At 60.7% G+C, this 21,724-nt stretch carries 15 protein-coding genes; 10 read left to right on the top strand and 5 right to left on the bottom strand.

All coding sequences use genetic code 11. The features are described 5' to 3' along the window. Positions 1-8 precede the first annotated feature (8 nt). The 6 genes from thiC (at position 9) to FHT75_RS30900 (ending at position 4,883) form a co-directional block, all read left to right on the top strand. Positions 9-1,832, top strand: coding sequence for a phosphomethylpyrimidine synthase ThiC (thiC, locus tag FHT75_RS30875; RefSeq protein WP_183845659.1), 1,824 nt, complete (start codon positions 9-11; stop codon positions 1,830-1,832). Beyond that, positions 1,832-2,809 (top strand): glycine oxidase ThiO, encoded by a 978-nt coding sequence (gene thiO, locus FHT75_RS30880; RefSeq protein ID WP_183845658.1) that lies wholly within the window; start codon positions 1,832-1,834, stop codon positions 2,807-2,809. Before thiC ends, thiO begins: the two co-directional genes overlap by 1 nt. Positions 2,810-2,813: 4 nt before the next feature. Continuing rightward, on the top strand, positions 2,814-3,011 hold the full coding sequence (thiS, locus tag FHT75_RS30885; protein WP_018245349.1) for a sulfur carrier protein ThiS: 198 nt from the start codon (positions 2,814-2,816) through the stop codon (positions 3,009-3,011). A gap of 3 nt (positions 3,012-3,014) precedes the next feature. Continuing rightward, a complete protein-coding gene (locus FHT75_RS30890; RefSeq protein ID WP_097544216.1) occupies positions 3,015-3,788 on the top strand; it encodes a thiazole synthase in 774 nt (257 codons plus the stop codon). Next, a complete protein-coding gene (locus FHT75_RS30895; RefSeq protein WP_127430011.1) occupies positions 3,785-4,390 on the top strand; it encodes a thiamine phosphate synthase in 606 nt (201 codons plus the stop codon). The genes FHT75_RS30890 and FHT75_RS30895 overlap by 4 nt, the downstream gene beginning before the upstream one ends. A gap of 298 nt (positions 4,391-4,688) precedes the next feature. After that, positions 4,689-4,883, top strand: coding sequence for a hypothetical protein (locus FHT75_RS30900; protein WP_097544218.1), 195 nt, complete (start codon positions 4,689-4,691; stop codon positions 4,881-4,883). Between the two features lie 343 nt (positions 4,884-5,226). Here the strand turns inward: FHT75_RS30900 and FHT75_RS36065 are convergent, their stop codons facing one another. The 3 genes from FHT75_RS36065 to FHT75_RS30910 form a co-directional block, all read right to left on the bottom strand. Next, positions 5,227-5,442 carry a hypothetical protein gene (locus FHT75_RS36065; RefSeq protein WP_097544219.1) on the bottom strand — a complete coding sequence of 72 codons (216 nt, stop codon included), beginning with the start codon at positions 5,440-5,442 and terminating at the stop codon, positions 5,227-5,229. A 1,289-nt stretch (positions 5,443-6,731) separates the two neighbouring features. Continuing rightward, positions 6,732-12,269 carry a trifunctional serine/threonine-protein kinase/ATP-binding protein/sensor histidine kinase gene (locus FHT75_RS30905; protein ID WP_183845657.1) on the bottom strand — a complete coding sequence of 1,846 codons (5,538 nt, stop codon included), beginning with the start codon at positions 12,267-12,269 and terminating at the stop codon, positions 6,732-6,734. A gap of 708 nt (positions 12,270-12,977) precedes the next feature. Beyond that, positions 12,978-13,616 carry a response regulator transcription factor gene (locus FHT75_RS30910; RefSeq protein ID WP_183845656.1) on the bottom strand — a complete coding sequence of 213 codons (639 nt, stop codon included), beginning with the start codon at positions 13,614-13,616 and terminating at the stop codon, positions 12,978-12,980. A gap of 548 nt (positions 13,617-14,164) precedes the next feature. Here FHT75_RS30910 and FHT75_RS30915 point away from each other — a divergent pair. Then, on the top strand, positions 14,165-14,560 hold the full coding sequence (locus tag FHT75_RS30915; RefSeq protein ID WP_183845655.1) for a response regulator transcription factor: 396 nt from the start codon (positions 14,165-14,167) through the stop codon (positions 14,558-14,560). Positions 14,561-14,741: 181 nt separating this feature from the next. Here the strand turns inward: FHT75_RS30915 and dinB are convergent, their stop codons facing one another. Together dinB and FHT75_RS36070 are read right to left on the bottom strand one after the other, a co-directional pair. Next, positions 14,742-15,833 carry a DNA polymerase IV gene (gene dinB, locus FHT75_RS30920; protein WP_183845654.1) on the bottom strand — a complete coding sequence of 364 codons (1,092 nt, stop codon included), beginning with the start codon at positions 15,831-15,833 and terminating at the stop codon, positions 14,742-14,744. A 3-nt stretch (positions 15,834-15,836) separates the two neighbouring features. Continuing rightward, positions 15,837-16,100, bottom strand: a complete 264-nt coding sequence (locus FHT75_RS36070; RefSeq protein WP_246713021.1) for a hypothetical protein — start codon at positions 16,098-16,100, stop codon at positions 15,837-15,839. 167 nt (positions 16,101-16,267) lie between these two features. Between FHT75_RS36070 and FHT75_RS30930 the strand changes: the two genes are divergently transcribed. The 3 genes from FHT75_RS30930 to FHT75_RS30940 are packed head-to-tail and all read left to right on the top strand — an operon-like array spanning position 16,268 to position 21,721. Further along, the gene (locus FHT75_RS30930; RefSeq protein WP_183845652.1) at positions 16,268-17,026 is read left to right on the top strand and encodes an ImuA family protein; all 759 of its coding nucleotides are present in this window, start codon (positions 16,268-16,270) and stop codon (positions 17,024-17,026) included. Next, positions 16,947-18,458: a Y-family DNA polymerase gene (locus FHT75_RS30935; protein WP_183845651.1), complete on the top strand. Its 1,512-nt coding sequence runs from the start codon at positions 16,947-16,949 to the stop codon at positions 18,456-18,458. Before FHT75_RS30930 ends, FHT75_RS30935 begins: the two co-directional genes overlap by 80 nt. After that, positions 18,458-21,721: an error-prone DNA polymerase gene (locus FHT75_RS30940; RefSeq protein ID WP_097544226.1), complete on the top strand. Its 3,264-nt coding sequence runs from the start codon at positions 18,458-18,460 to the stop codon at positions 21,719-21,721. Before FHT75_RS30935 ends, FHT75_RS30940 begins: the two co-directional genes overlap by 1 nt. Positions 21,722-21,724: the final 3 nt, after the last annotated feature.

Below are 21,724 nucleotides of genomic sequence, written 5' to 3' on the forward strand. Positions count from 1 at the left end.
CTCGAACCATGAATATTGCAGCCACCAAACTCACTCCGGTCGTCACCACAGGTCCGCTTCCCGCCTCCGCGAAAGTCCTGAAAGCAGGCACCATTCATCCGGATATCCGCGTACCGATGCGTCAGATCGCACTGCATCCGACCTCTGGCGAACCGCCAGTCACTGTCTACGATTCTTCGGGTCCCTACACCGCAGAAAGTGCCGAAATCCGCATTGATGCAGGCCTGCCACGCCTGCGCGAAAGCTGGGTTCTTGCTCGCGGTGATGTTGAATCCTACGGGGGCCGCATCGTCAGGCCGGAGGATAACGGCTTTGTTTCAGGCGACAGGCTGACGCCGGAATTCCCCGTTCGCAGCCAGCCTTTCAAGGCGAAGGCGGGGAGGGCCGTTACCCAGCTCGCTTATGCGCGGGCCGGCATCGTCACGCCGGAAATGGAATTCATCGCCATTCGCGAAAACCTCGGCCGACAGGCGGCCAAGGAAGCTCTCATCCGCGACGGCGAAAGTTTTGGCGCCCATATCCCGGATTTCGTGACACCGGATTTCGTCCGTCGGGAAGTCGCGGAAGGCCGAGCGATCATTCCCGCCAATATCAACCATCCAGAATCCGAACCGATGATCATCGGCCGGAACTTCCTGGTAAAGATCAATGCCAATATCGGCAATTCGGCTGTTACCTCGTCCATGGCGGAAGAAGTGGAGAAGATGGTCTGGGCGATCCGCTGGGGTGCCGACACCGTCATGGACCTGTCGACCGGCCGAAACATCCACAATATCCGCGAATGGATCATCCGCAATTCGCCGGTGCCGATCGGTACCGTGCCGCTCTACCAGGCACTCGAAAAGGTGAACGGCATTGCCGAGGACCTCACCTGGGAGGTCTATCGCGATACGCTGATCGAACAGGCCGAGCAGGGCGTCGACTATTTCACCATCCATGCCGGCGTGCGGCTCGCCTATATTCCGCTGACCGTCAATCGCGTCACCGGCATCGTTTCCCGCGGCGGCTCGATCATGGCCAAGTGGTGTCTGCACCACCACAGGGAGAGTTTTCTTTACGAGCATTTCGAGGAGATCTGCGACATCTGCCGCGCTTACGACGTTTCCTTCTCGCTCGGTGATGGCCTGCGCCCGGGATCGATCGCTGATGCCAACGATGCGGCGCAGTTCGCAGAACTGGAAACGCTCGGCGAGTTAACGAAAATCGCCTGGGCGAAGGATTGCCAGGTGATGATCGAAGGTCCCGGCCATGTGCCGATGCACAAGATCAAGGAAAACATGGACAAGCAGCTCGCGGTTTGCGGCGAGGCGCCTTTTTATACGCTCGGACCGCTAACCACCGATATCGCGCCGGGCTATGACCACATCACATCCGGCATCGGGGCTGCGATGATCGGCTGGTTCGGCACCGCCATGCTCTGCTACGTGACGCCCAAGGAACATCTCGGCCTGCCGGACCGCAACGACGTCAAGGTGGGCGTCATCACCTATAAGATCGCGGCACATGCCGCCGATCTCGCCAAGGGCCATCCGGCGGCGCGGGTGCGCGACGATGCGTTGTCGCGCGCCCGTTTCGAGTTCCGATGGGAGGACCAGTTCAACCTCTCGCTCGATCCGGAAACCGCCCGTTCCTTCCACGACGAAACGCTGCCGAAGGAGGCGCATAAGGTGGCGCATTTCTGCTCCATGTGCGGCCCCAAATTCTGCTCGATGCGGATTTCGCACGATATCCGCGCCGAAGCGCAGAAGGAGGGCTTGCAAGCCATGGCTGCCAAATACCGCGATGGCGGCGATCTTTATATGCCGGTCGAAGACCTTCCGGGTAACGCATAATGTCTACGTTTCTCGTCAAAGGGGCCGGCGTTGCCGGCCTCGCGATGGCCCATGAGCTCGTCAGGCGGGGCTTTTCGGTTGAGGTGATCGAAAAAGCCGGCGCGGCGGGACTTGGCGCCTCGCACTTTGCTGGAGGAATGCTCGCGCCCTATTGCGAACGGGAGGCGGCCGAAGAGATTGTCCTGACATTGGGCCTGGGCGCGGCCGGATGGTGGGAGGAGGCCGTGCCCGGCGAGGTTCGTCGCCGCGGTACTCTCGTCGTGGCGCAGCCGCGCGACCTTCCGGATCTCGTCCGGTTTGCCGCGCGCACCACCGGTCATGTCTGGATCGATCGCAAGGGTGTGGCCGACCTCGAGCCTGCACTAGCCGGCCGCTTCGAAAAGGCTCTTTTCTTCGAGCAGGAAGCGCATCTCGATCCACGCCGCGCACTGGCCAGACTAGCCGGCACGCTCCGCGAGCGTGGCGTCGTCTTCCATTTCGGCGGATGCCAGCCGCAGGACCGGCGGTTTGCCGGCGTGCTCGATTGCACCGGGCCGGCGGCGATACCGCGACTTTCCGGCCTGCGCGGCGTGCGAGGCGAAATGCTCTATCTGGAAACTGCGGATATTACCCTTTCCAGGCCGGTCAGGATGCTGCATCCCCGCCATCCGATCTACATCGTGCCCCGCGACGATCACCGTTTCATGGTCGGGGCGACGATGATCGAGGCTGACGATGACGGACCGATTACCGCGCGTTCGCTCATGGAATTCCTGAACGCGGCCTATGCGCTGCATCCGGCGTTTGGCGAGGCACGCGTTGTCGAGACCGGGACTGGCATACGTCCGGCGTTTGCCGACAACATTCCGCAAGTCATCGAGACGGAGGAGGGGCTCGCGATCGCCGGCATGCATCGGCATGGCTTCCTGCTGGCGCCCGCCATGGCGGTGCGGGCCGCCGATATTCTCCTCCAGCGGCATTCACTTCTGAAAGGCTAACCTCATGAAACTGATAATCAATGGCGAAACCCAGGTCTGCGAGGCCGTAACCCTGGCCGAACTCCTTCATGTTCTGGAATACGAGGGCGACTGGCTGGCAACCGCCGTCAACGGAGATCTCGTGCATCGCGAGGACCGAGCCGATCACCGGCTCGACGATGGTGACCGTATCGAAATCCTGTCCCCGATGCAGGGAGGTTGATCCATGCTTTCTCTTTATGATGCTGCATTGTCTTCGCGACTTCTGCTCGGTACCGCGCGTTATCCGTCGCCGGCCGTCCTTGCCGAGGCGGTCAGCCGGTCCGGCGCGGAGATCGTCACGGTCTCGCTTCGCCGCGAAACGGCCGGCGGAAAGACGGGTGGAGCCTTCTTCGAACTCATCCGCCAGCTCGCGGTCCGCGTCCTGCCAAATACCGCGGGATGTCACAGCGCGTCGGAAGCGATCCTGACCGCCAAGATGGCGCGTGAGATATTCGGTACCGACTGGATCAAGCTCGAGGTGATCGGCCATCACGACAGTCTCCAGCCGGATGTGTTCGAACTGGTCGAAGCCGCACGCATTCTTTGTGCGGAAGGGTTTTGCGTATTTCCCTATACGACGGACGATCTGGTGGTGGGTGAAAAGCTGGTCTCCGTCGGATGCCGGGTCTTGATGCCCTGGTGCGCGCCGATCGGTTCTGCGGCCGGTCCGCGCAACCCTTCCGCGCTCACCGCCATGCGGAGCGCCTTTCCGGACATACCGCTGATCGTGGATGCGGGGATCGGGAGACCGTCGCATGCGGCAACAGTGATGGAATTCGGCTACGACGCGGTGCTGCTCAACACGGCGGTCGCCGTCGCAGGCGATCCGCCTGCCATGGCTGAGGCGTTTGGCAAGGCGATCGAGGCCGGAAGGCTCGCTTATCTTTCCGGCATGCTGGAGCCACGCGACATGGCGGTACCGTCCACCCCGGTTGTCGGAAAGGGCGTTTTCGCATGAGACTTGATCCCTTCTATCTCATTGTCGACAGTTCCAAATGGATCGAACGTCTCGTGCCGCTGGGCGTCAAACTGGTGCAACTGCGGGTGAAGGATCGCCCGGACGAAATCCTGCGCCAGGAAATCCGGCGTTCGAAGGCCGTTTGCGCAGCGGCGAAGTGCCAGCTGGTTGTCAACGACTACTGGAAACTGGCGATCGAGGAGGGATGCGATTTCATCCATCTTGGCCAGGAGGATCTTGGGGAAGCCGACCTTGATGCCATTCGCAGCGCCGGCCTGAAATTCGGCCTTTCCACACATAACGCGTCAGAGCTCGAAACGGCTTTGGCTGCGAAACCTGACTATGTGGCGCTCGGTCCGGTCTATCCCACCATTCTCAAGCAGATGAAATGGGCGCCGCAAGGCCTGGAACGGATCACAGACTGGAAAAGGCGTGTCGCGCCCTTGCCGCTGGTGGCGATCGGCGGGTTGAATGTCGACAGGCTACAGGGCGTATTCGACGCGCGCGCCGACACCGCGGCCGTTGTCACCGACATTACCTTGAACGTCGATCCAGAAGCGCGGACGCGCGAATGGATCGAACGCACGGCACCGTGGCGTTAGGGAGGTGCCGCCACGCGATGCGAGCTTTTGGAAGGATATACAAGTAGATAGCATCCCTAGTGCTAATGTATCTCTTCACTGGCGGGTAGTAAAATGCTCTACAGTGAGCGCCGTTTAAAGGCAAACCACCTGACCCTGCAGGGGCTCCTTTGCCGCCGCGGGGATGCGGGCCTTCTTCCTCTGCCGAGTTGCTGACTAGCGTCGCGGGCTTCGCAGATCCAAGAGCCGCCGAGCAGTCACATCTGACAGACCGCTCACAATCGACGAAAGTCGTTACCGCACCCGGAGGCAGTACACGATGGCAGCGCAAAGATATAGCCGTCGCAAGAACCTCAACATTTACTGGACGGTGTTCGATAAAGTCGTCGGACAGCCGGCCGTCGTCAATGGGTTTGTCATGGACATGCTGACCGCCGAGGAGGCCGATAACTTGGTAGATCTGCTAAATCGCGGCAACCAAGCGAGCCTCTGGTGTTACGCTGAATGGTTCTAGAGGCAACCGGCTGCCGCACATTGCGGTGCAACTCGCGCTGGAACGCGGCTACTTCGTCGGAGCATCGATACGGAATGGAGATGGTTTACAAGGTGGGAATATCGTTGTGAAGTTCCAGTCCGACCATCGAATCCTTCGACGTCGAATGCCGGCGAAGTTGTTTGTCGCAACCGCAAAGGAAAATCTATGTGGCGGTGGGTTCTGCTGTGCAGACTATTCCACACCAAAATTCCTGCGCCATGATCGTGCCGCTGGATAATCCCTCGTCGGATCGATTCGCGTTAGAACTTTGCGAAGCCTTCCATCTCGTTCGGTCGTTTGGGCGGGGTCGATATGCTGGACCTCAATTCCCGCCAAGAATATTGAGGGCGTCTTGCAATCTAAGCGCAGCCAGCGCCCTCGTTGCCTCGTCGACGGGCCATCCGGCCCCCATTGCCGCCGACAGCAGGGTGACCTCGGTGTGAAGCTCCAGTCTCTCATAGAGGGGCTCAAGCGCCTCTCTGGCGGTGACAAGATGCTCGTCTGGAGGCGTGATAGGAGTCGGAGATACCGTTGGCATTCTGCGTCCCTTCCTAACGGTTTTGGAACCTGATTGGCCATGGTTCCAAGTGAATGGCTGCCGACGCCGATGCGAACATGACCAATTTGGAGGGGCCAGCACTCAGGAGCAAAAGGTAAAACGAAGAGTGTAGGTCCGCCATCATACTTGTGTATGCGCAAATTATACGGAGGCAGCACACAGGCGGGCTGCTAGGGAGCTATGCCCGGCTCAGCCACTCATTTCGAGCATGAAGGGTGCCCACGTTGCTCCGTGCTCTCCTAGTGGCGCAAACGGCTTCCAAGGTAACGCAGTCCAGGACGACGTTCTATCTGGTTGATGTCATCGACGTGGGAAGAGGAGCGCGCCGAAGGCATCTCATCGCGAGGAGCGGGTGGTGGTCTGATTTCTGGTAGCCGGCCCCGATGAACGGCTAAACCCCCGTATAAGTCGTCTCCTCCTCTTCGCTACCCGATCCTTCCTCAAGATCAATAGCAGGTCGAGCGGCGTCCTGTTACGGTCACGGTACTTCTCCCGCGCGGCAATGTCAGCTCACGAAGGCGTTCAACACGCCTCCTGATGCCTGCATCAATGACAGACTTGAGGCCATCCACCAACGATAGGTGCCGGCGAGCCGATGGGTCGGACCGTTTGCCTAAGGATTGAGACCATGACACATGAACTCCACCGCATCCAAATCGAACTGGTCCCATTGACGCTGCTTCCCAGCGCATATGGGGAAGCTGGGCCTTGCGCTCCGGGCTCTCCGCTCCACACACCGCCCGATATTTCATCATGGCCGCCTACAGACTTGGAGGCCCATTTGATGATGTTCTCCGTCATGCCATTCGAAACGATCAAGTCTCCCTGGGGACGCGCTCTGCACGCCCAGGGATCTGCCTTTACCCTATATGTTGCTGGAACCCAGTTCGGTCTTTTGTGCTACTCCGTCGGGCTTGTCCGTCTTTTAGACGGCTTCGGGATCTCTGCCCTTCAGTGATTTCCGCGACATGCCGTAAGCCGGGTTTGGGTCCAGAATTGAGGATCATCGAGCTTGGTGCCTAGCACCTTTTAGCTCGTGCAGGCATCTCCGTCGCCTCGTCCAGTTTCCTGGCGCACGATTTCGCGGCACGATCGATGCGCTTGTTGCTTTCGCCACTGCCGCCCCGTTGGCCCGATGGCTGCGACGTGAACGTGAATTCAGCTTCGGCCGTACCTCATCGTCTCGTGACGGAGAAGCGGGCCAGGTCGACGGCCTTCAGCCTGAGACCTGCCCAGGCTGCGAGAGCTTCAGCCAGTTGTTGGTCCAATCAGTTTCCCAACATTGCCATTTGGTCGGCATGCATTGCGCCAGCGGTTTCGTCTCGTTCGAGAGGCAGGGTGAACAGAAACACTGCCCCACGTGGTTCACCAGCGGTGGCCCACATTCGACCGCCGTGAGCCTCGATAATCGAACGGCAGATCGCCAGGCCCATGCCCATGCCGCTCGATTTGGTCGTGTAGAAAGCCTCAAAGAGACGATCCACTGTCTGCGGGTCAAGGCCCGGACCCTTGTCGCGTATCCTGACGACAACGGTTCCTGAGGCATCTGCCCCGGTGCTGATGAGCAGTTCGCGCTCTTCCTCGTTGATGCTGCTCATCGCCTCGATTGCGTTCATGATCAGGTTTAGGATCACCTGTTGTAGCTGGACGCGGTCTCCTTCCACCAACGGGAGGCCCGCCGCGAATTCTGTCTGCAGCGTGACGCCGTGGCGGAGCACTTCACTGCCGGTCAAGGCAATCACGTGACGAATGGCTTCATTGAGGTCGAACCGCTCCTTGCGAGCCGGCTCCTTCTTGATCAAAGCACGGATCCGGCCGATGACATCGCTGGCTCGATTGGCGTTCTCGACGATCCGGCCCAGCGCCTGTGTCGTCTCCTCCAAATTGGGCGGATGGGTTCCGAGCCAGCGCAACGCCGCCTGGGCGTTGGTGAGCGATGCGGCGAGCGGCTGATTGACTTCATGGGCGATGGACGCTGTGAGCTGGCCCATTGTGGCGACGCGATTTGCATGAGCCAGTTGCCCTTGTACCTCGCGCAAGGCTTCCTCGCTCTCCCGTAACGCCTCTTCGGCCTGCCGCCGCTCCGTCAGATCGAGGACGAAAGAGACACCTTCGTTCCTGCTTTCTTCTAGAAGTGCACCGCCGATCAGCACGGGCAGGCGGGTGCCATCTTTCCGAAAATACTCCTTTTCGAACGGCTGGACGGCCCCCATCATCTTCAGCTCTGCGACGGTCCGTGCGTCGCGGTCGCGCCATTCGACCGGCGTCAGGTCCGTCCAGGATAGCCGACCCGAGGCAAGGTCCTCTCGGTCGTAGCCCAACATGCGGAGAAACGCGTCATTGGCTTCAAAAATGCGACCTTCGATATCCCAGATGATAATGCCGATGATGTTGGCCTTGACGAGGCGACGGAACCTGGCTTCGCGTTCAGCGAGATCGCGGTACAACCGGGTATTCTCCAGTGAGATTGCTGCCTGCGAGGCGAGCAACTTCAGCACCGCGATCCGAGCTGGCGCGAAGACCCGAGGGGCGAGGTTATTTTCAAGATAGAGTACCCCGGTCAGTTGGCCCTGATTGAGCAACGGCGCACAGACGATAGAACGAGCACGGTGCCGACAAATATATGGGTCCGCGGCAAATGGATTCTGAGCTGCTGCGTCGTCGAGGACCACGGTTTCGTTCGTGCGCAAGACATAACGAAGGAGCGATTGTGGCAGCGTGAACTCTGTGACGATCGCGTCGAGCATCTGCACCGCGACCGCTTCACCGCAAGTCGTGGCCTCCGCCGCGATCCGGGACTCACCGCCCCGCGGCAGGATTAGCAGGCCGCGCTCGGCGCCCGCCTGCTCAACGGCGGTGCGCAGGATCGTGTCGATCAGCTTTTGAAGGACGATCTCGCCCGACACGGCTTGCGAGATTTTGATGACGGTTGCGAGGTCGAGTTGCTCGACCGGTGCACCAATAGTGCTTGTTGGAGCGGGACTGCGTTCGTCCCCTCTCAGGTCCGGATAGAGCTGGTCGAGTTGCCGCACCTTACCGTCGGCACCCCAGCGTAAATAGCAGCCTCGCGCGTTGCGGAGATAGAGACGAGTGAAGTCTTCGAAGCCTCCCAGCGCATAAAAGCGGGCGGCGAGTTCATATGCGAGGGCTTCATGATGAAGGAAGCCGTTGGCGCGCGCTGCGCGGATCGCTTGTTCGTATAGGCGCACGGCGTCGATTTCGCGGCCTTCAAGCCGTGCTATCTCGGCGCCGACAAGTGCGGCGCGATTCTCGAAGTTCTCCGGGCAATTCTTCGCATAGATCTGAAGCTGTCGGTGGTGGAAAACCAGAGCCTCCGTATGCCGCGCCCGCTGGTCTGCCACAGCATCGTCGCAGCACGCGGCGCGGGCCAGGGCACCGTAGAAATGATGCTCCGGCGTCTCTTCGAAATGCGCTACCGACGTCCATGGCAGCCTCTGCGCCCGCAATGACGCATCGACGGCCGCCTCATAGTCGCCGGCGAAGAACCGGGCCTGGAGTTTTCTGACGAAGTAGCAGATTTCCGCAAGATTCGGATTTTCAGAAAACCGGCGTTCGATCTCACATTCGTCAAAACCGTCGTCGTCAAAGGAACCGAATTTCCGGGTCAACCCGCGCAGCGTCCGGACGAGCCCGAGCTGCGCGCTGGTGAGATCTACGACGAACTGGAACTGCACCTTTTGCGCAAATGCGAGGCCGGTCTCCGCTTGGTGTTGCACTTCCATAAGCGGATCTCCTGCTGCCAGCAGATTCGAATTCAAACTGGCATAGCTGTATCCGGCAAACGTCAGGTCGCCGCTCTGATCGGCAATTTCAAGGGCTCGCCGCAACATGTCGCGGCCGATTCGGACATGTCTCGTCCACGGAATGACGTGAGCCCCGAAGTCTTTGTAAGTCCTGGCCTGAAAGCGTTTCAGGTCGCGCTTTTCGACCAGTTGGCAGCCTAGCTGACCGAAGCGGAAACCGGCCTCATAGTCACCGAAGCGCGGCCCAGCAATATAGCCAAGCGACACGTAATGGTAGCAGGAGCCGTCGCTGTTGCCGCGCTCGAGGCTCAGATTCACAGCCAGGCAGATTGCCATACATGCCAGGTTCGCGTCGGTATGCCATACCGCCCCCACGAGCCGGGCGAGAATATCCAACGTCGCGGAGGATGCTGGGTCGCTCATCAATGGCAGATCAATGAGATCCTTGATCGCGCGGCTCCCGAGCTGCAACCAGATCCGGTCGTATTCTCGTTGCACCTCCGCGTCGGCCGGATGCGGCGACCAGTCGACGCCGAGATACCGCCTCAGATATTCGAGACCGACGTCTGCGGAGCGGCTGGTCTGCCCGAGCGCAGCATAGAGGTCAATGCGCAGGCAGGCGACAGCAGCGTGATCGTCGGAGCCGACAGCACAACTGGAAAGCTGGGCTAACCGGCCCTCCGCATCCGGCAGCGCGCCAAGCAGGAACTCGCATTCGGCCCGATTCAGTTCAAGCGCAAACGCCAGTTGGTGCTGGCGCTGCCACCGGTCTTTCGAAAGCATCATCGTGCCAGCAACGAAATAGCTCAGAGCGGAAGCGTATGCCGTCGAGGCCTTGGCGCGCTTGCCGGCCATCAGATTAAACTCTGACAGTTGCTCGCGCTCCTCAGCCGAGTTGATCAGTGCGGCTCCGCGATTAAGCTGGCTGACAATCTCGAAGACATGATCGTCAATCCGCTCCGGCGTAGTATTCGCCGCAAGTCGTCTGCCTATGCGAAGGTGTAACTCGCCGCGTCGATCCTCCGGGATCAGCGAATAGGCGGCTTCCTGAACGCGATCGTGGACGAACCGGTAGGTGCCTGCCAGACGCTCGAGCAGTTCATGAGCGACGGCAGGCCACAAAGCCCCGGCGACTTGCTCCTCCGGGATCCCGAGCACGAGTGAAAGCACCCTGATATCTGCGGTGTTTCCAAGACAGGCGATCTGCTGCAACGCCTCCCGCGTTTCGGGCGGCTGACGCGCGAGCTTGCCGACCATGAGATGCACGACGTTGTCGGTGTATCCCATGGAGTGAATGCGGCTGAGATCCCAGGACCAGCATGCCGCGCGATAGTCGAAAGCGAGCACTCCCTCTTCGGCGAGCGAAAACAGGAACTGACGGACGAAGAACGGATTGCCGCCGGTCTTGTCGTGCATCATTCGGGTGAGCGGGGCCGCACGATCAGGCTGACAGTGGAGCGTATCCGCGATCAACTGCTGGAGACAGTCCTCAGTGAGCGGCGCAAGCGTGATCTCCGCGACCTTGCCGCCCGCGGTCTTGATCACCTCAAGCGTCCGCATCAGCGGATGGGCGGCAGTGACTTCGTTGTCGCGATAGGCACCGATCAGCATGAGGTGTTGCAGATCCGACCGGGTCAGCAGATCCTCAAGCAGATCGAGCGTCGCTCCGTCAAGCCATTGGAGATCGTCGAGGAACAGCGCCAGCGGATGTTCGGGCCGGGCAAAGACACTGATGAACCGCCGGAATACCAGTTGGAATCGTCGTTGCGCGTCCTGTGGCGGAAGTTCCGGGACCGGCGGCTGGTCGCCGATGACGAGCTTCAATTCGGGGACGAAATCGACCATCAGCTTTGCGTTCGGTCCCAGCGTCTCGCTCAGCGCCTCGCGCCACGGTGCCAAATCCGCCTCGCTCTTGGCGAGGAGCCCTTTGAGCAGACCCTGAAAGGCCTGCGCCAGGGTCGCGTAGGGGATGTCCCGTTTGTACTGGTCGAACTTGCCGGACGCAAACAGCCCGCGCGGCGGCACCAGTACCTTGTGGAGTTCGTTGACCACAGCCGACTTTCCGATGCCGGAATAGCCAGAGACCAGCACTAACTCCGGCGCCCCGCCCAGCACCAAACGGTCGAAGGCAGCGAGCAAGGTTTCGACCTCATGCTCCCGCCCGTATAGCCTTTCGGGGATCAGCAGCCGGTCTGCGATATCGCGCTCGCCGAGCGGGAACGCCTCAATCCGCGATTCCATTTCCCATTGGCTGAGACAGCGCCTCAGATCGTGCTCGACGCCGCCTGCCGTCTGGTATCGTTCCTCGGCCGTCTTGGCGAGCAGCTTCATGACGATGGCCGAGACTGCCGGTGAAACGTCCGCCGTCCGCTCGTTGGGCGACATCGGCTGTCGTGCGATGTGGCAATGCACCCATTCCATCGGGTCGGAAGCGGCAAAGGGCAGGCTCCCGGTCAGCATTTCGTAAAGTGTCACGCCGAGCGCATAAAGGTCGCTGCGGGAGTCGATCGAGCGGTTCATGCGCCCGGTCTGCTCGGGGGCCATATAGGCAAGCGTTCCCGCAACCACTTCGGGCGGCTCGAGCGCTTGCCGCTCGCGGGATAGGCGTGAGGCAATGCCGAAGCCGGTTAGCCGCACCTCGGCGCACGTGCCCGCTACCAGGATATTGGCCGGTTTGATGTCCTTATGGACCAGGCCGCGCTGGTGGACTCTGCCGAGCGCAGCGGCGATGCTGATCGCTAGGCGCAAGAAAAGTCCGGTTTCCATTGCCGCTCCGAGCCGGCGGGCGAGCGGCTCGCTGCCCGGATCTTCAAGCACCAGCATGGTCCGGCCGCCCTCGCGCACCAACTCAAGCGGTCGCACCGCCCACGCGCTATCAAGCTCATCCTTCAATCCGTATTCATGGTCGAGGCGACCGAGGCTTGAAGGTGTCGGATACTCGAGGGCCGAAAGCACGACCAGCACCGGGTTCCACTTGCCGTCGGCACCCAGGCGCCGTTGCCTGTGGAACACGCGATCACCGTCCTCCCAAAGAACCTCCAAACTCCCATCTCCACCAACGCGTTTCGGAGATCCGTCCGGTCAAATTGGCCAAAGCGAGCACATATGACGAACCGCAACCACTTCCTCACTTCTACCACATCTCGCCTGTTCGTCCCAACAACGAGGCCATCACCCGCCCGGCCGATACGTGGTCCACCTCTAGGAAGGACCGCCCAGCGGCTGCTGGGCGGTCGGGCGGGTCGTGGACCCGCAGAGCTTCGGATGGAGGGAGCGCCGAAGCTTGGTGGTAGCAACGGGGGGATTCGCTACCTGTCTCGCGAGGCAACGACTAGTCTAGCGATGGAAGGGACGACGCGACATTATACTGTGGTTTCGCTTTGCGATACCTTGGAATACCGGCACGGACACCCATCAGCGAACTTCTGCTCAGCGACTCATGTCGGCGAAGTCATCCTGGCCCGCAATGACTGGGGCGATGGTCTGCTCCTCTAACGCGCGCATGGGTGCCGTCAGTTCGATTCGGTGTCGGTTTCGGTGTTGGAGTCGAAAGTGTCTTGCCGGGACTGAGGCCAAAAAGAAGCCTCCCGCGGGTGGGAGGCCAAGGCGGGCCGATCGGTAGCGATCCGGCCTGGGAGGAGGGGGAAATGAACGCGCACCATAGAGGAGGGCTTCCGCTGGGGCTATTGGCCACCAGGAAGGATCGATTACCAATAAGCAGGGGATGACCTATACGCGCAGCCAAGACCTTTATGAGTTCGTTTGAGTCTTTCCTGGCGCGAGCATCAGCTTGTCAGCCATACGCGCGAGTTCGGGCAGGGATCTGGTGCCCATCTTCTGCATGACCTGGCTACGGTGGACCTTCACCGTAATCTCGCTCACGCCTAGAGCGCTGGCAATCTGCTTGTTGAGCCGTCCTGTCACCACCAAAGCCATCACCTCGCGCTCCCGTGGGGTCAGGCTAGCGAAACGAGCGCGCACCGTCGCCAGCGCCTTTTCATTTTCAAGCCATTCGCGGTCGCGCGCCAGGCCGATGTGAATGGCGTCGAGCAAGTCCTGGTCTCGGAACGGTTTCGTCAGGAACTCGACCGCGCCCCCTTTCATCGCCTTGACAGACATGGGGATGTCGCCGTGCCCGGTGATGAAGACAATCGGCAACTGTATGTTTTCTCTCGACAGCTCGAGCTGAAAATCAAGACCGCTTTGTCCCGGAAGCCGGACATCGAGTACGAGACAGGTCGGTCCATCGGGTCGCCCGCACGTGAGGAAGTCGCCCACGGAAGCGAGGAGATTGACGGCAAAGCCGACCGAACGCAGCAGACTCCCAAGCGCCTCCCGGACCTCGGGGTCATCATCGATAACAATGATGGTCGCTAGCGCCTCGGTCAATCGTCAGAACCTGCAATGTGAATCGACGTTGGCATAATTTACTATCTACGCCTATTGGCCACGAGATGAGAAAACGAATGCCGAAATCGGGTTTCCTTTCGCACGCCACAATGCGCGATAATTACCCCGGCCACAAGGGTGGATGCCGGCGGCCGCAAACGGCGTTTTGCGCATCGTGGAGCGGCCAGCGTCGCCCGCGAACGAACCTTCTGTCGGGGCGCGTCGCTTGGTTCGGGAAGAGTAGGCAGCCTGCAGGACGGCTCTCCACCCTTTCGGCGCGGGCACATTTGAGACGACCGTTCTCCAACCCACATTTTCTGCATCAACGAACTTCCCACGCGTATGGCTCTGTTTTCGCAGCGCGCGTCGGTCTCCTCATTTCCATGTTCCGCGCGTTCACATTCCCAGTTCGTCGCAGAACTGTTTAGGCAGCGTATACGAGCGTATAGCTTGCGGTGACTTTGTCGCCGCCCGATAATAAGTCCATCCAGCAATTCGCCATAACGCCATTTAGGCGCGACGCCCATCGGCGAAGTCGGGAGGCGGCGGTGCCAACCAAGAAACCTCTGATTGCGATCGTCGACGACGACGAGTCGATGCGGGAGGCTATCAAGGGGCTCATAAGGTCGATGGGATTTGACGCCGAGACCTTTTCATCCGCGGATGATTTCTTGAGATTCCCTGATATCCGCCGCACGGCCTGCCTTGTGACTGACATCAATATGCCCGGAATGAGTGGTCTCGATTTGCACCACCGGCTGGTCGCGCTGGGCAAGAGCATTCCGACTGTTCTGATCACCGCCTTTCCAGAAAAGAATGTGCGCGCGTCTGCGTTGGGCGCGGACGTCGTCGGCTGCCTGACAAAACCGTTTGGCGAACAGATTTTGCTTGATTGCATCCGTTCTGCGCTAGTTCTCAATAGCGAGGGCGAAAGCGGTTCGTGAGGTCGCAAATTCCAACGGAATTTCACATCAGACGGCTTCGACGAAACTCCGGCCTCTCAGCTTCGATCTGCCGCAAGCAGGTCAAGGGAACTTAGGCGAGGGGCGGTACCACTGGCAGGCGCGGGAACGCCGGTGCGGAGCGCATCCAATCTAAAACCAACCGCGCTACATCTAATGTGACCTAAAACGCGAGCCGCAACTGCGGCGTCGCTTCAGATCTGCGCCGCTCCAGCGAAGACAGCGACACGCCAAGCAGGCGTATGCCTTTTCGCGGCGGGAAGATTGGCGCGAGAAGCAGGTCGACCACCCCCTCAAGATCGGCAATTGCTGGCAGTGCTGACGGAACTGTCTTGCTACGGGTGATCTGGCTGAAGTCGGCATACTTGATTTTGAGCGTCACCGTCTTGGCGCCGATTTCATTGGCCTCGCAATAGCCCCATACCTTTTCGATCAGCGACTGAAGCCCGTTGCGCGCGAGTTCATAAGAATGGATGTCGGCAGAGAAAGTGTCCTCCGCACCGACGGATTTCCGCACCCGGTCCGGTCTGACCTGACGATTGTCGATGCCGCGGGCGATCCCGTAGAAATACGGTCCCGACTTCCCGAAGTGTTCGACGAGGAAGTCGAGCGTTTTCTCCTTCAGGTCCGCTCCCGTGTCGATCCCGAGCCGATGCATCTTCTCGGCCGTTGCCGGTCCCACGCCATGGAATTTCTTGATGGGAAGCTGTTCGACGAAGGCGGGGCCGTTCTTGGGGGTGATGACGGCCTGGCCGTTCGGCTTGTTGAGGTCGCTTGCCATCTTGGCCAGAAACTTGTTGTAAGAAATTCCCGCCGACGCGTTGAGCCCCGTCGCCGCCTTGATCCTCGCTCGGATCTCTTCGGCGATCTCGGTCGCAATCTCCATGCCCTTCAGGTTGTCGGTGACGTCGAGATAGGCCTCGTCGAGCGACAGTGGCTCGATCATCGGCGTGTATTCGGCGAAAATCGAGCGGATCTGCAACGACACGGCTTTGTAAACATCAAAGCGCGGCTTGACGAAGACAAGGTCCGGGCATTTCCGCTGGGCGGTCACCGAAGGCATGGCGGAATGGACGCCGAATTTGCGTGCCTCGTAGCTGGCGGCCGCCACGACCCCGCGGGCAGCAGGACTGCCGACAGCAACCGGCACACCTCGCAGCTCCGGATTGTCGCGCTGCTCGACCGATGCGTAGAAGGCATCCATGTCGACATGCACGATCTTGCGCGGCCGTTCGCGGTTGTCTTCGCCTGTCATTATCTAGCTTCCATCAGCAAGACCATCACTCAAACATGGGAAGTGTGCTCCACACTTGTCACCTCGCGGCGTCTGCATCCGCTCGCAGCCCATGGCCATGCGCCGGCGGATTTCCGCGAAGGTGACGCTTGCGCCAAACGCTTTGACCAACAGTTTGCGCTCATGTGTACAATGGCGATCGCAGATATGGCATATGAGTTCGACCACCGGGACCTGGTGATCTTGCAGTCTCGCGATCGTATCGTCCACAAGCCGCGTTCGGCGCATCCAAAAATATTCCTGTCTCAACATCCGATTGAATCCGCTGGCGATTTTTATCTTTTGTACCGGCGCTCAACTTCAGCGGGTCATATGCGCATTGACTCATTTATCTCTTCGGAACAAATACAGAACATATTGCTGTTACTCAAGCCGAAAACGGGTTGCCCGAGATCATGAAGTCAGCCGTCGCCCCAAACGCCGTCCTCGACGGGCTGCGCGAGCAGATCGCGCACCTTGAAGGCGCCGGTCGGCGCAGCCGAGGCGTTTTGCCTTTCGGTGTCGCGCAGATCGACGAGCGGCTTCCGGGTGGTGGATTGGCCTATGGGGCGCTGCACGAATGCGCCGGCGGCGGGACCGGCACCGTCGACGGGGCGGCCGCCGCCCTGTTCGTGGCCGGGATTGCCGCTCGCACCAAAGGCAAGGTCGTCTGGTGCCTGACACGTCCTGACCTGTTCTTCCCGGCCTTGGCGCAGGCGGGTCTTCATCCGAACCGGGTCGTGTTCGTCGAGTCCGACAAGGAGGAGGACGTCCTTGCCAATATGGAGGAGGGCCTTTCATACGGCGGCCTCGGGGCGGTGATCGGCGAGATCGTCCGGCTGCCGATGGCCGCGTCCCGGCGGCTGCAACTCGCAGCCGAGAAGAGCGGCACGATGGCGCTTGCAGTGCGGCGGTGGCGACGGCAGACCGAGGCCAGCGACTTCGGCCAGCCGACGGCGTCGACCACGCGCTGGAGGGTGAGCGTCATCCCGAGCGAGGAACTGCCGGTTCCGGGCGTCGGGCGGGCGAGATGGCTTCTGGAACTGATGAGGGTGAAAGCGGGTGAGTGCGCCGAGTTCGAAGTAGGAGCCTGCGATGCCGAGGGTCGTATCGATATTTTTTCCCGATCTGGCGACGGACAGGATCAGGCGGGCCGATCCCGCCATTCCCGTTGAGGAGGCGATCGCCGTCATTTCGAAGAGCGGTTCCAAACGCTGGGTGTCGGCCGCCGATCCCGCGGCCAGAAAGGCTGGCGTTCATGTGGGCATGCCGGCCGCCAAGGCGCAGGCGCTCTTCCAGGGCCTCCGGATGATCGACGCCGATGCCGCCGCCGATGCAGCGGCGCTCGATCGCATCACCATGTGGGCGCTCAGCCAGTATTCGCCGATCGTCGCCGTCGACGCGCCGGACGGCATCGTCATGGACACGGAGGGCGCGGACCATCTACAGGGCGGCGAGGAGCGAATGTTGACGAGCATCGCCAACCGCTTCCGCGCCAAGGGCCTGACGACACGGGTCGCCATCGCCGACACGTGGGGTGCCGCCCACGCATGCGCCAGAGCGACTAGCCGCGAGACCGTCATCGTTCCGAGGGGCGAGACCCTCCGGGCAGTGGAAAAGCTGCCGATCTCTCTTCTACGGCTTCCTGAGAAGATCGTCGGCGACCTGCGGACGCTCGGCTTCAAGACAATCGGCGAGCTTGCCAATACTGCTCGCCCACCGCTTACGCTCCGCTTCGGGCCGGAGGTCGGCCGCCGCCTCGACCAGATGTTCGGCCGCACGCCTGAGCCGATCGATCCCATTCGAACAGCCGAACTTGTCGAAGTCAGCAGGGCGTTCGCCGAACCTATCGGCGCCGCCGAGACCATCAACAAGTATGTCGCCCGACTGGTCGTCCAGCTTGTCGATGCGCTGCAGAGAAGGGGGCTCGGCGTCCGTCGCGCAGACCTCATTGTCGAGAAGGTCGACGGCACCCGGCAAGCCATCCGCGCCGGGACCGCCAAACCCGTGCGCGATGTCGCCTGGCTGACGAAGCTGTTCAAAGACAGAACCGAGAAGATCGAACCCGGCTTCGGTATCGAGAAGATGACGCTGGTGGCGGTCATGGCGGAGCCGCTAGAGGAAGCCCAGAAGACGTCGTCGCTGGTCGAAGACGAGGGTGTGGACCTCACGCCGCTCATCGACATCTACGGCAACCGTGGCCAGCGGGTCTATCGCGTCGCCCCCTTTGCTTCCGACGTTCCCGAGCGCTCGGTCCGGAGGATCAGTGCCGCATCCGATCCGATAGAGGCTGCCTGGGTCAATCACTGGCGCCGGCCCGTCCGCCTGCTTGCGCGACAAGAGCAGGTCGACGTGATGGCGCTGCTGCCAGACCATCCGCCCGTCTGGATCATGTGGCGGGGCAAGCGCCGGAAGGTGAAGAACGCCGATGGTCCAGAGCGGATCTTCGGCGAATGGTGGGAACGCAACTCCGAGATGGCCGCGGTCCGCGACTACTTCGTCATCGAAGATGATGCGGGCGAGCGTCTGTGGATTTTCCGTTCCGGCGACGGCGTGGATCCTGAAACCGGTAACCATCGGTGGTTCATGCACGGGATCTTTGGCTGATGAGATATGCCGAACTCCAGGTTACGACGCATTTCAGCTTTCTCCGGGGAGCGAGTTCTGCGCAGGAGCTATTCGAGACTGCGAAGATACTGGGAATTGGTGCCGTTGGTGTCGTTGACCGGAATTCGCTTGCCGGGATAGTCCGCGCACTGGAGGCGTCGCGGTCGACCGGGATCCGGCTCGTCGTCGGCTGTCGGCTCGATCTGCAGGACGGGATGTCGATACTGGTCTATCCCACCGACCGCGTCGCGTACTCCCGGCTCACGCGCCTGATCACGCTTGGGAAGTCCCGTGGAGGCAAGAACAACTGCATTCTGCATTGGAACGACGTGGTCGCATATGCCGATGGCATGATTGGAATCCTCGTGCCGGATCTTGCCGACGAGACCTGTGCCGTCCAGCTTCGGAAGTTGGCCGAGATATTCGGCGATCGCGCGTACCTGTCGCTCTGCCTTCGACGACGTCCGAACGATCAGCTCCGGCTCCATGAGCTGTCGAACCTCGCAATCCGCTTCAAGGTGAAGACCGTCGTGACCAATGACGTGCTTTTCCATGAGGCCGGGAGGCGGCAGCTTCAGGATATTGTCACGTGCATCCGGCACAATACGACCATCGATGCCGTTGGTTTCGAGCGCGAGCGCCATGCGGATCGGTATCTCAAGCCTCCCGACGAGATGGAGCGCCTGTTCCCGCGCTATCCGGAAGCGCTCAGGCGCACGATCGAGATCGCCGATCGATGCAAGTTCAGCCTCGAAGAGCTTACCTACCAGTATCCGGAAGAAGCCATCGTCCCCGGCAAGACCGCGCAGGAATCCCTTGAGCACTATCTCTGGGAATGCGTGCCGAACCGCTATCCGGAAGGCCTGCCGCCGGAGGTGCTGAAGACTGTCCGGCACGAGCTCGCCCTCATCCAGATAATGAAGTATGCCCCGTATTTTTTGACGGTCTTCAGCATCGTCAAATATGCGCGCAGCCAAGGTATTCTGTGTCAGGGACGCGGATCGGCGGCGAACTCGGCCGTCTGCTACATCCTCGGTATCACGAGCATTGATCCCTCGACCAACGATCTTCTGTTCGAGCGCTTCGTTTCGCAGGAACGGGACGAGCCGCCGGATATCGACGTCGACTTCGAGCATGAACGTCGCGAGGAGGTGATCCAATGGATCTACAAAACCTATACGCGCGAGAAGGCCGCTCTGTGTGCGACGGTCACCCGCTACCGGGCCAAGGGCGCCATCCGCGATGTCGGCAAGGCTCTGGGGCTGCCAGAGGACGTGATCAAGGCGCTGTCATCTGGCATGTGGTCATGGTCGGAGGAGGTTCCTGATCAAAACATCCGCGACCTTGGCCTGAACCCCGATGATCGCCGTCTTGCACTCACCTTGAGGTTAGCGCAGCAGCTTATGGGCGCGCCTCGACATCTGGGCCAGCATCCAGGCGGCTTTGTGTTGACGCATGACAGACTGGACGACCTTGTGCCGATAGAACCCGCCTCGATGAAGGATCGCCAGATCATCGAGTGGGATAAGGATGACGTGGAGGCGTTGAAATTCATGAAGGTCGATGTGCTGGCGCTCGGCATGCTCACCTGCATGTCGAAGGCTTTCGACCTGATCCGGGAACACAAGGAGGTCGACCTCGATCTCGCGAAGATCGAGCAGGAAGACTCGAAGACCTACGCGATGATCAGGCGCGCGGACACGCTCGGAACTTTCCAAATCGAATCCCGCGCGCAGATGTCGATGCTCCCAAGGCTCCGGCCGCAGACGTTCTACGATCTCGTGGTTCAGGTTGCTATCGTTAGGCCGGGGCCAATCCAAGGCGACATGGTGCACCCCTATCTCCGCCGCCGTGAAGGCAAGGAAAAGATCGAATACCCGACACCGGAACTGGAGGCCGTTCTCGGGAAGACCCTCGGAGTGCCACTCTTCCAAGAGAGCGCGATGCGCGTGGCTATGGTCTGCGCCGGGTTCACGGGCGGGGAAGCCGACCAGCTCCGGAAGAGCATGGCAACCTTCAAGTTCACGGGCGGCGTATCGAGGTTCAAGGACAAGCTGGTATCCGGGATGGTCAAGAATGGCTACACCGCAGAATTCGCAGAGAAGACCTTCTCACAGCTCGAGGGATTCGGATCCTATGGTTTCCCCGAAAGCCATGCGGCCTCGTTCGCTCTCATCGCCTACGCCTCCAGCTTCGTGAAGTGCCATTTTCCGGATGCCTTCTGCGCGGCGCTCCTGAATTCCCAGCCCATGGGCTTCTATGCTCCCGCGCAGATCGTCGGATGTGCCAAGAACCACGGTGTGCAAATTCTACCGGTCTGTGTGAACCGATCTCGCTGGGATTGCACGCTTGAACGCGTCGGCAACGGCGACCGCCATGCCGTTCGTCTCGGGATGCGGATGGTCAAGGGACTGGCGGCCGCCGATGCCGCTCGGATTGTCGCCGCCCGGATGGATACGGTATTCGAGAGCATCGACGACATGTGGCGGCGTTCGGCCGTTCCGTCCGAGGCTCTGAAGCAACTCGCCGATGCCGATGCATATCTGCCGTCTCTGGGGCTTGAGAGACGTGATGCGATTTGGGCGATCAAGGCCCTCCGTGACGAGCCGCTACCTCTGTTCGCGGCCGCTGCCGAGCGCGAGATGAAAGCGATCGCGGAGCAGCAGGAACCGGAGGTCGCACTCCGGCAGATGACCGACGGGCACAATGTCATCGCCGACTACAGCCACGTCGGGCTGACGCTACGCGAGCATCCGCTCGCCTTCCTGCGGAAGGATCTGCAGAAGAAGAACATCGTCACGTGTGCGGCAGCGATGAACGCTCGCGACGGCCGCTGGCTGATGACCGCGGGCCTTGTCCTCGTCAGGCAGAAGCCAGGATCGGCGAAGGGCGTGATGTTCATCACCATCGAGGATGAGACGGGTGCTGCCAACCTGGTCGTCTGGCCATCCTTGTTCGAAAAGCGCCGTCGCGTGGTGCTCGGATCATCAATGATGGCGATCAATGGGAAGATCCAGAGGGAGGGTGACGTCGTCCATCTTGTTGCACAGCAGCTCTTCGACCTGTCCGGCGATCTATCCGGTCTGGCGGATCGCGACACAGGTTTCAGGCTACCGACAGGCAGGGGCGACGAGTTTGCGCATGGCTCTCCCGGAAGTTCGGATTCGCGGGATCGACCGAAGCCTCTGCCCGAGCCGAGGGATATCTTCGTCAGAGATCTGCACATCGATACGCTGAAAGTGAAGGCGCGAAACTTCAACTGAAAC

The sequence above is a fragment of the Rhizobium sp. BK112 genome (assembly GCF_014193215.1).
Lineage (GTDB): Bacteria > Pseudomonadota > Alphaproteobacteria > Rhizobiales > Rhizobiaceae > Rhizobium > Rhizobium anhuiense.

Coding starts and splice junctions, on each gene's coding strand:
- thiC (WP_183845659.1), top strand. CDS start 9: ATGAATATTGCAGCCACCAAACTCACTCCGGTCGTCACCACAGGTCCG.
- thiO (WP_183845658.1), top strand. CDS start 1,832: ATGTCTACGTTTCTCGTCAAAGGGGCCGGCGTTGCCGGCCTCGCGATG.
- thiS (WP_018245349.1), top strand. CDS start 2,814: ATGAAACTGATAATCAATGGCGAAACCCAGGTCTGCGAGGCCGTAACC.
- FHT75_RS30890 (WP_097544216.1), top strand. CDS start 3,015: ATGCTTTCTCTTTATGATGCTGCATTGTCTTCGCGACTTCTGCTCGGT.
- FHT75_RS30895 (WP_127430011.1), top strand. CDS start 3,785: ATGAGACTTGATCCCTTCTATCTCATTGTCGACAGTTCCAAATGGATC.
- FHT75_RS30900 (WP_097544218.1), top strand. CDS start 4,689: ATGGCAGCGCAAAGATATAGCCGTCGCAAGAACCTCAACATTTACTGG.
- FHT75_RS36065 (WP_097544219.1), bottom strand. CDS start 5,442: ATGCCAACGGTATCTCCGACTCCTATCACGCCTCCAGACGAGCATCTT.
- dinB (WP_183845654.1), bottom strand. CDS start 15,833: ATGACAGGCGAAGACAACCGCGAACGGCCGCGCAAGATCGTGCATGTC.
- FHT75_RS36070 (WP_246713021.1), bottom strand. CDS start 16,100: ATGCGCCGAACGCGGCTTGTGGACGATACGATCGCGAGACTGCAAGAT.
- FHT75_RS30930 (WP_183845652.1), top strand. CDS start 16,268: ATGAAGTCAGCCGTCGCCCCAAACGCCGTCCTCGACGGGCTGCGCGAG.
- FHT75_RS30935 (WP_183845651.1), top strand. CDS start 16,947: ATGCCGAGGGTCGTATCGATATTTTTTCCCGATCTGGCGACGGACAGG.
- FHT75_RS30940 (WP_097544226.1), top strand. CDS start 18,458: ATGAGATATGCCGAACTCCAGGTTACGACGCATTTCAGCTTTCTCCGG.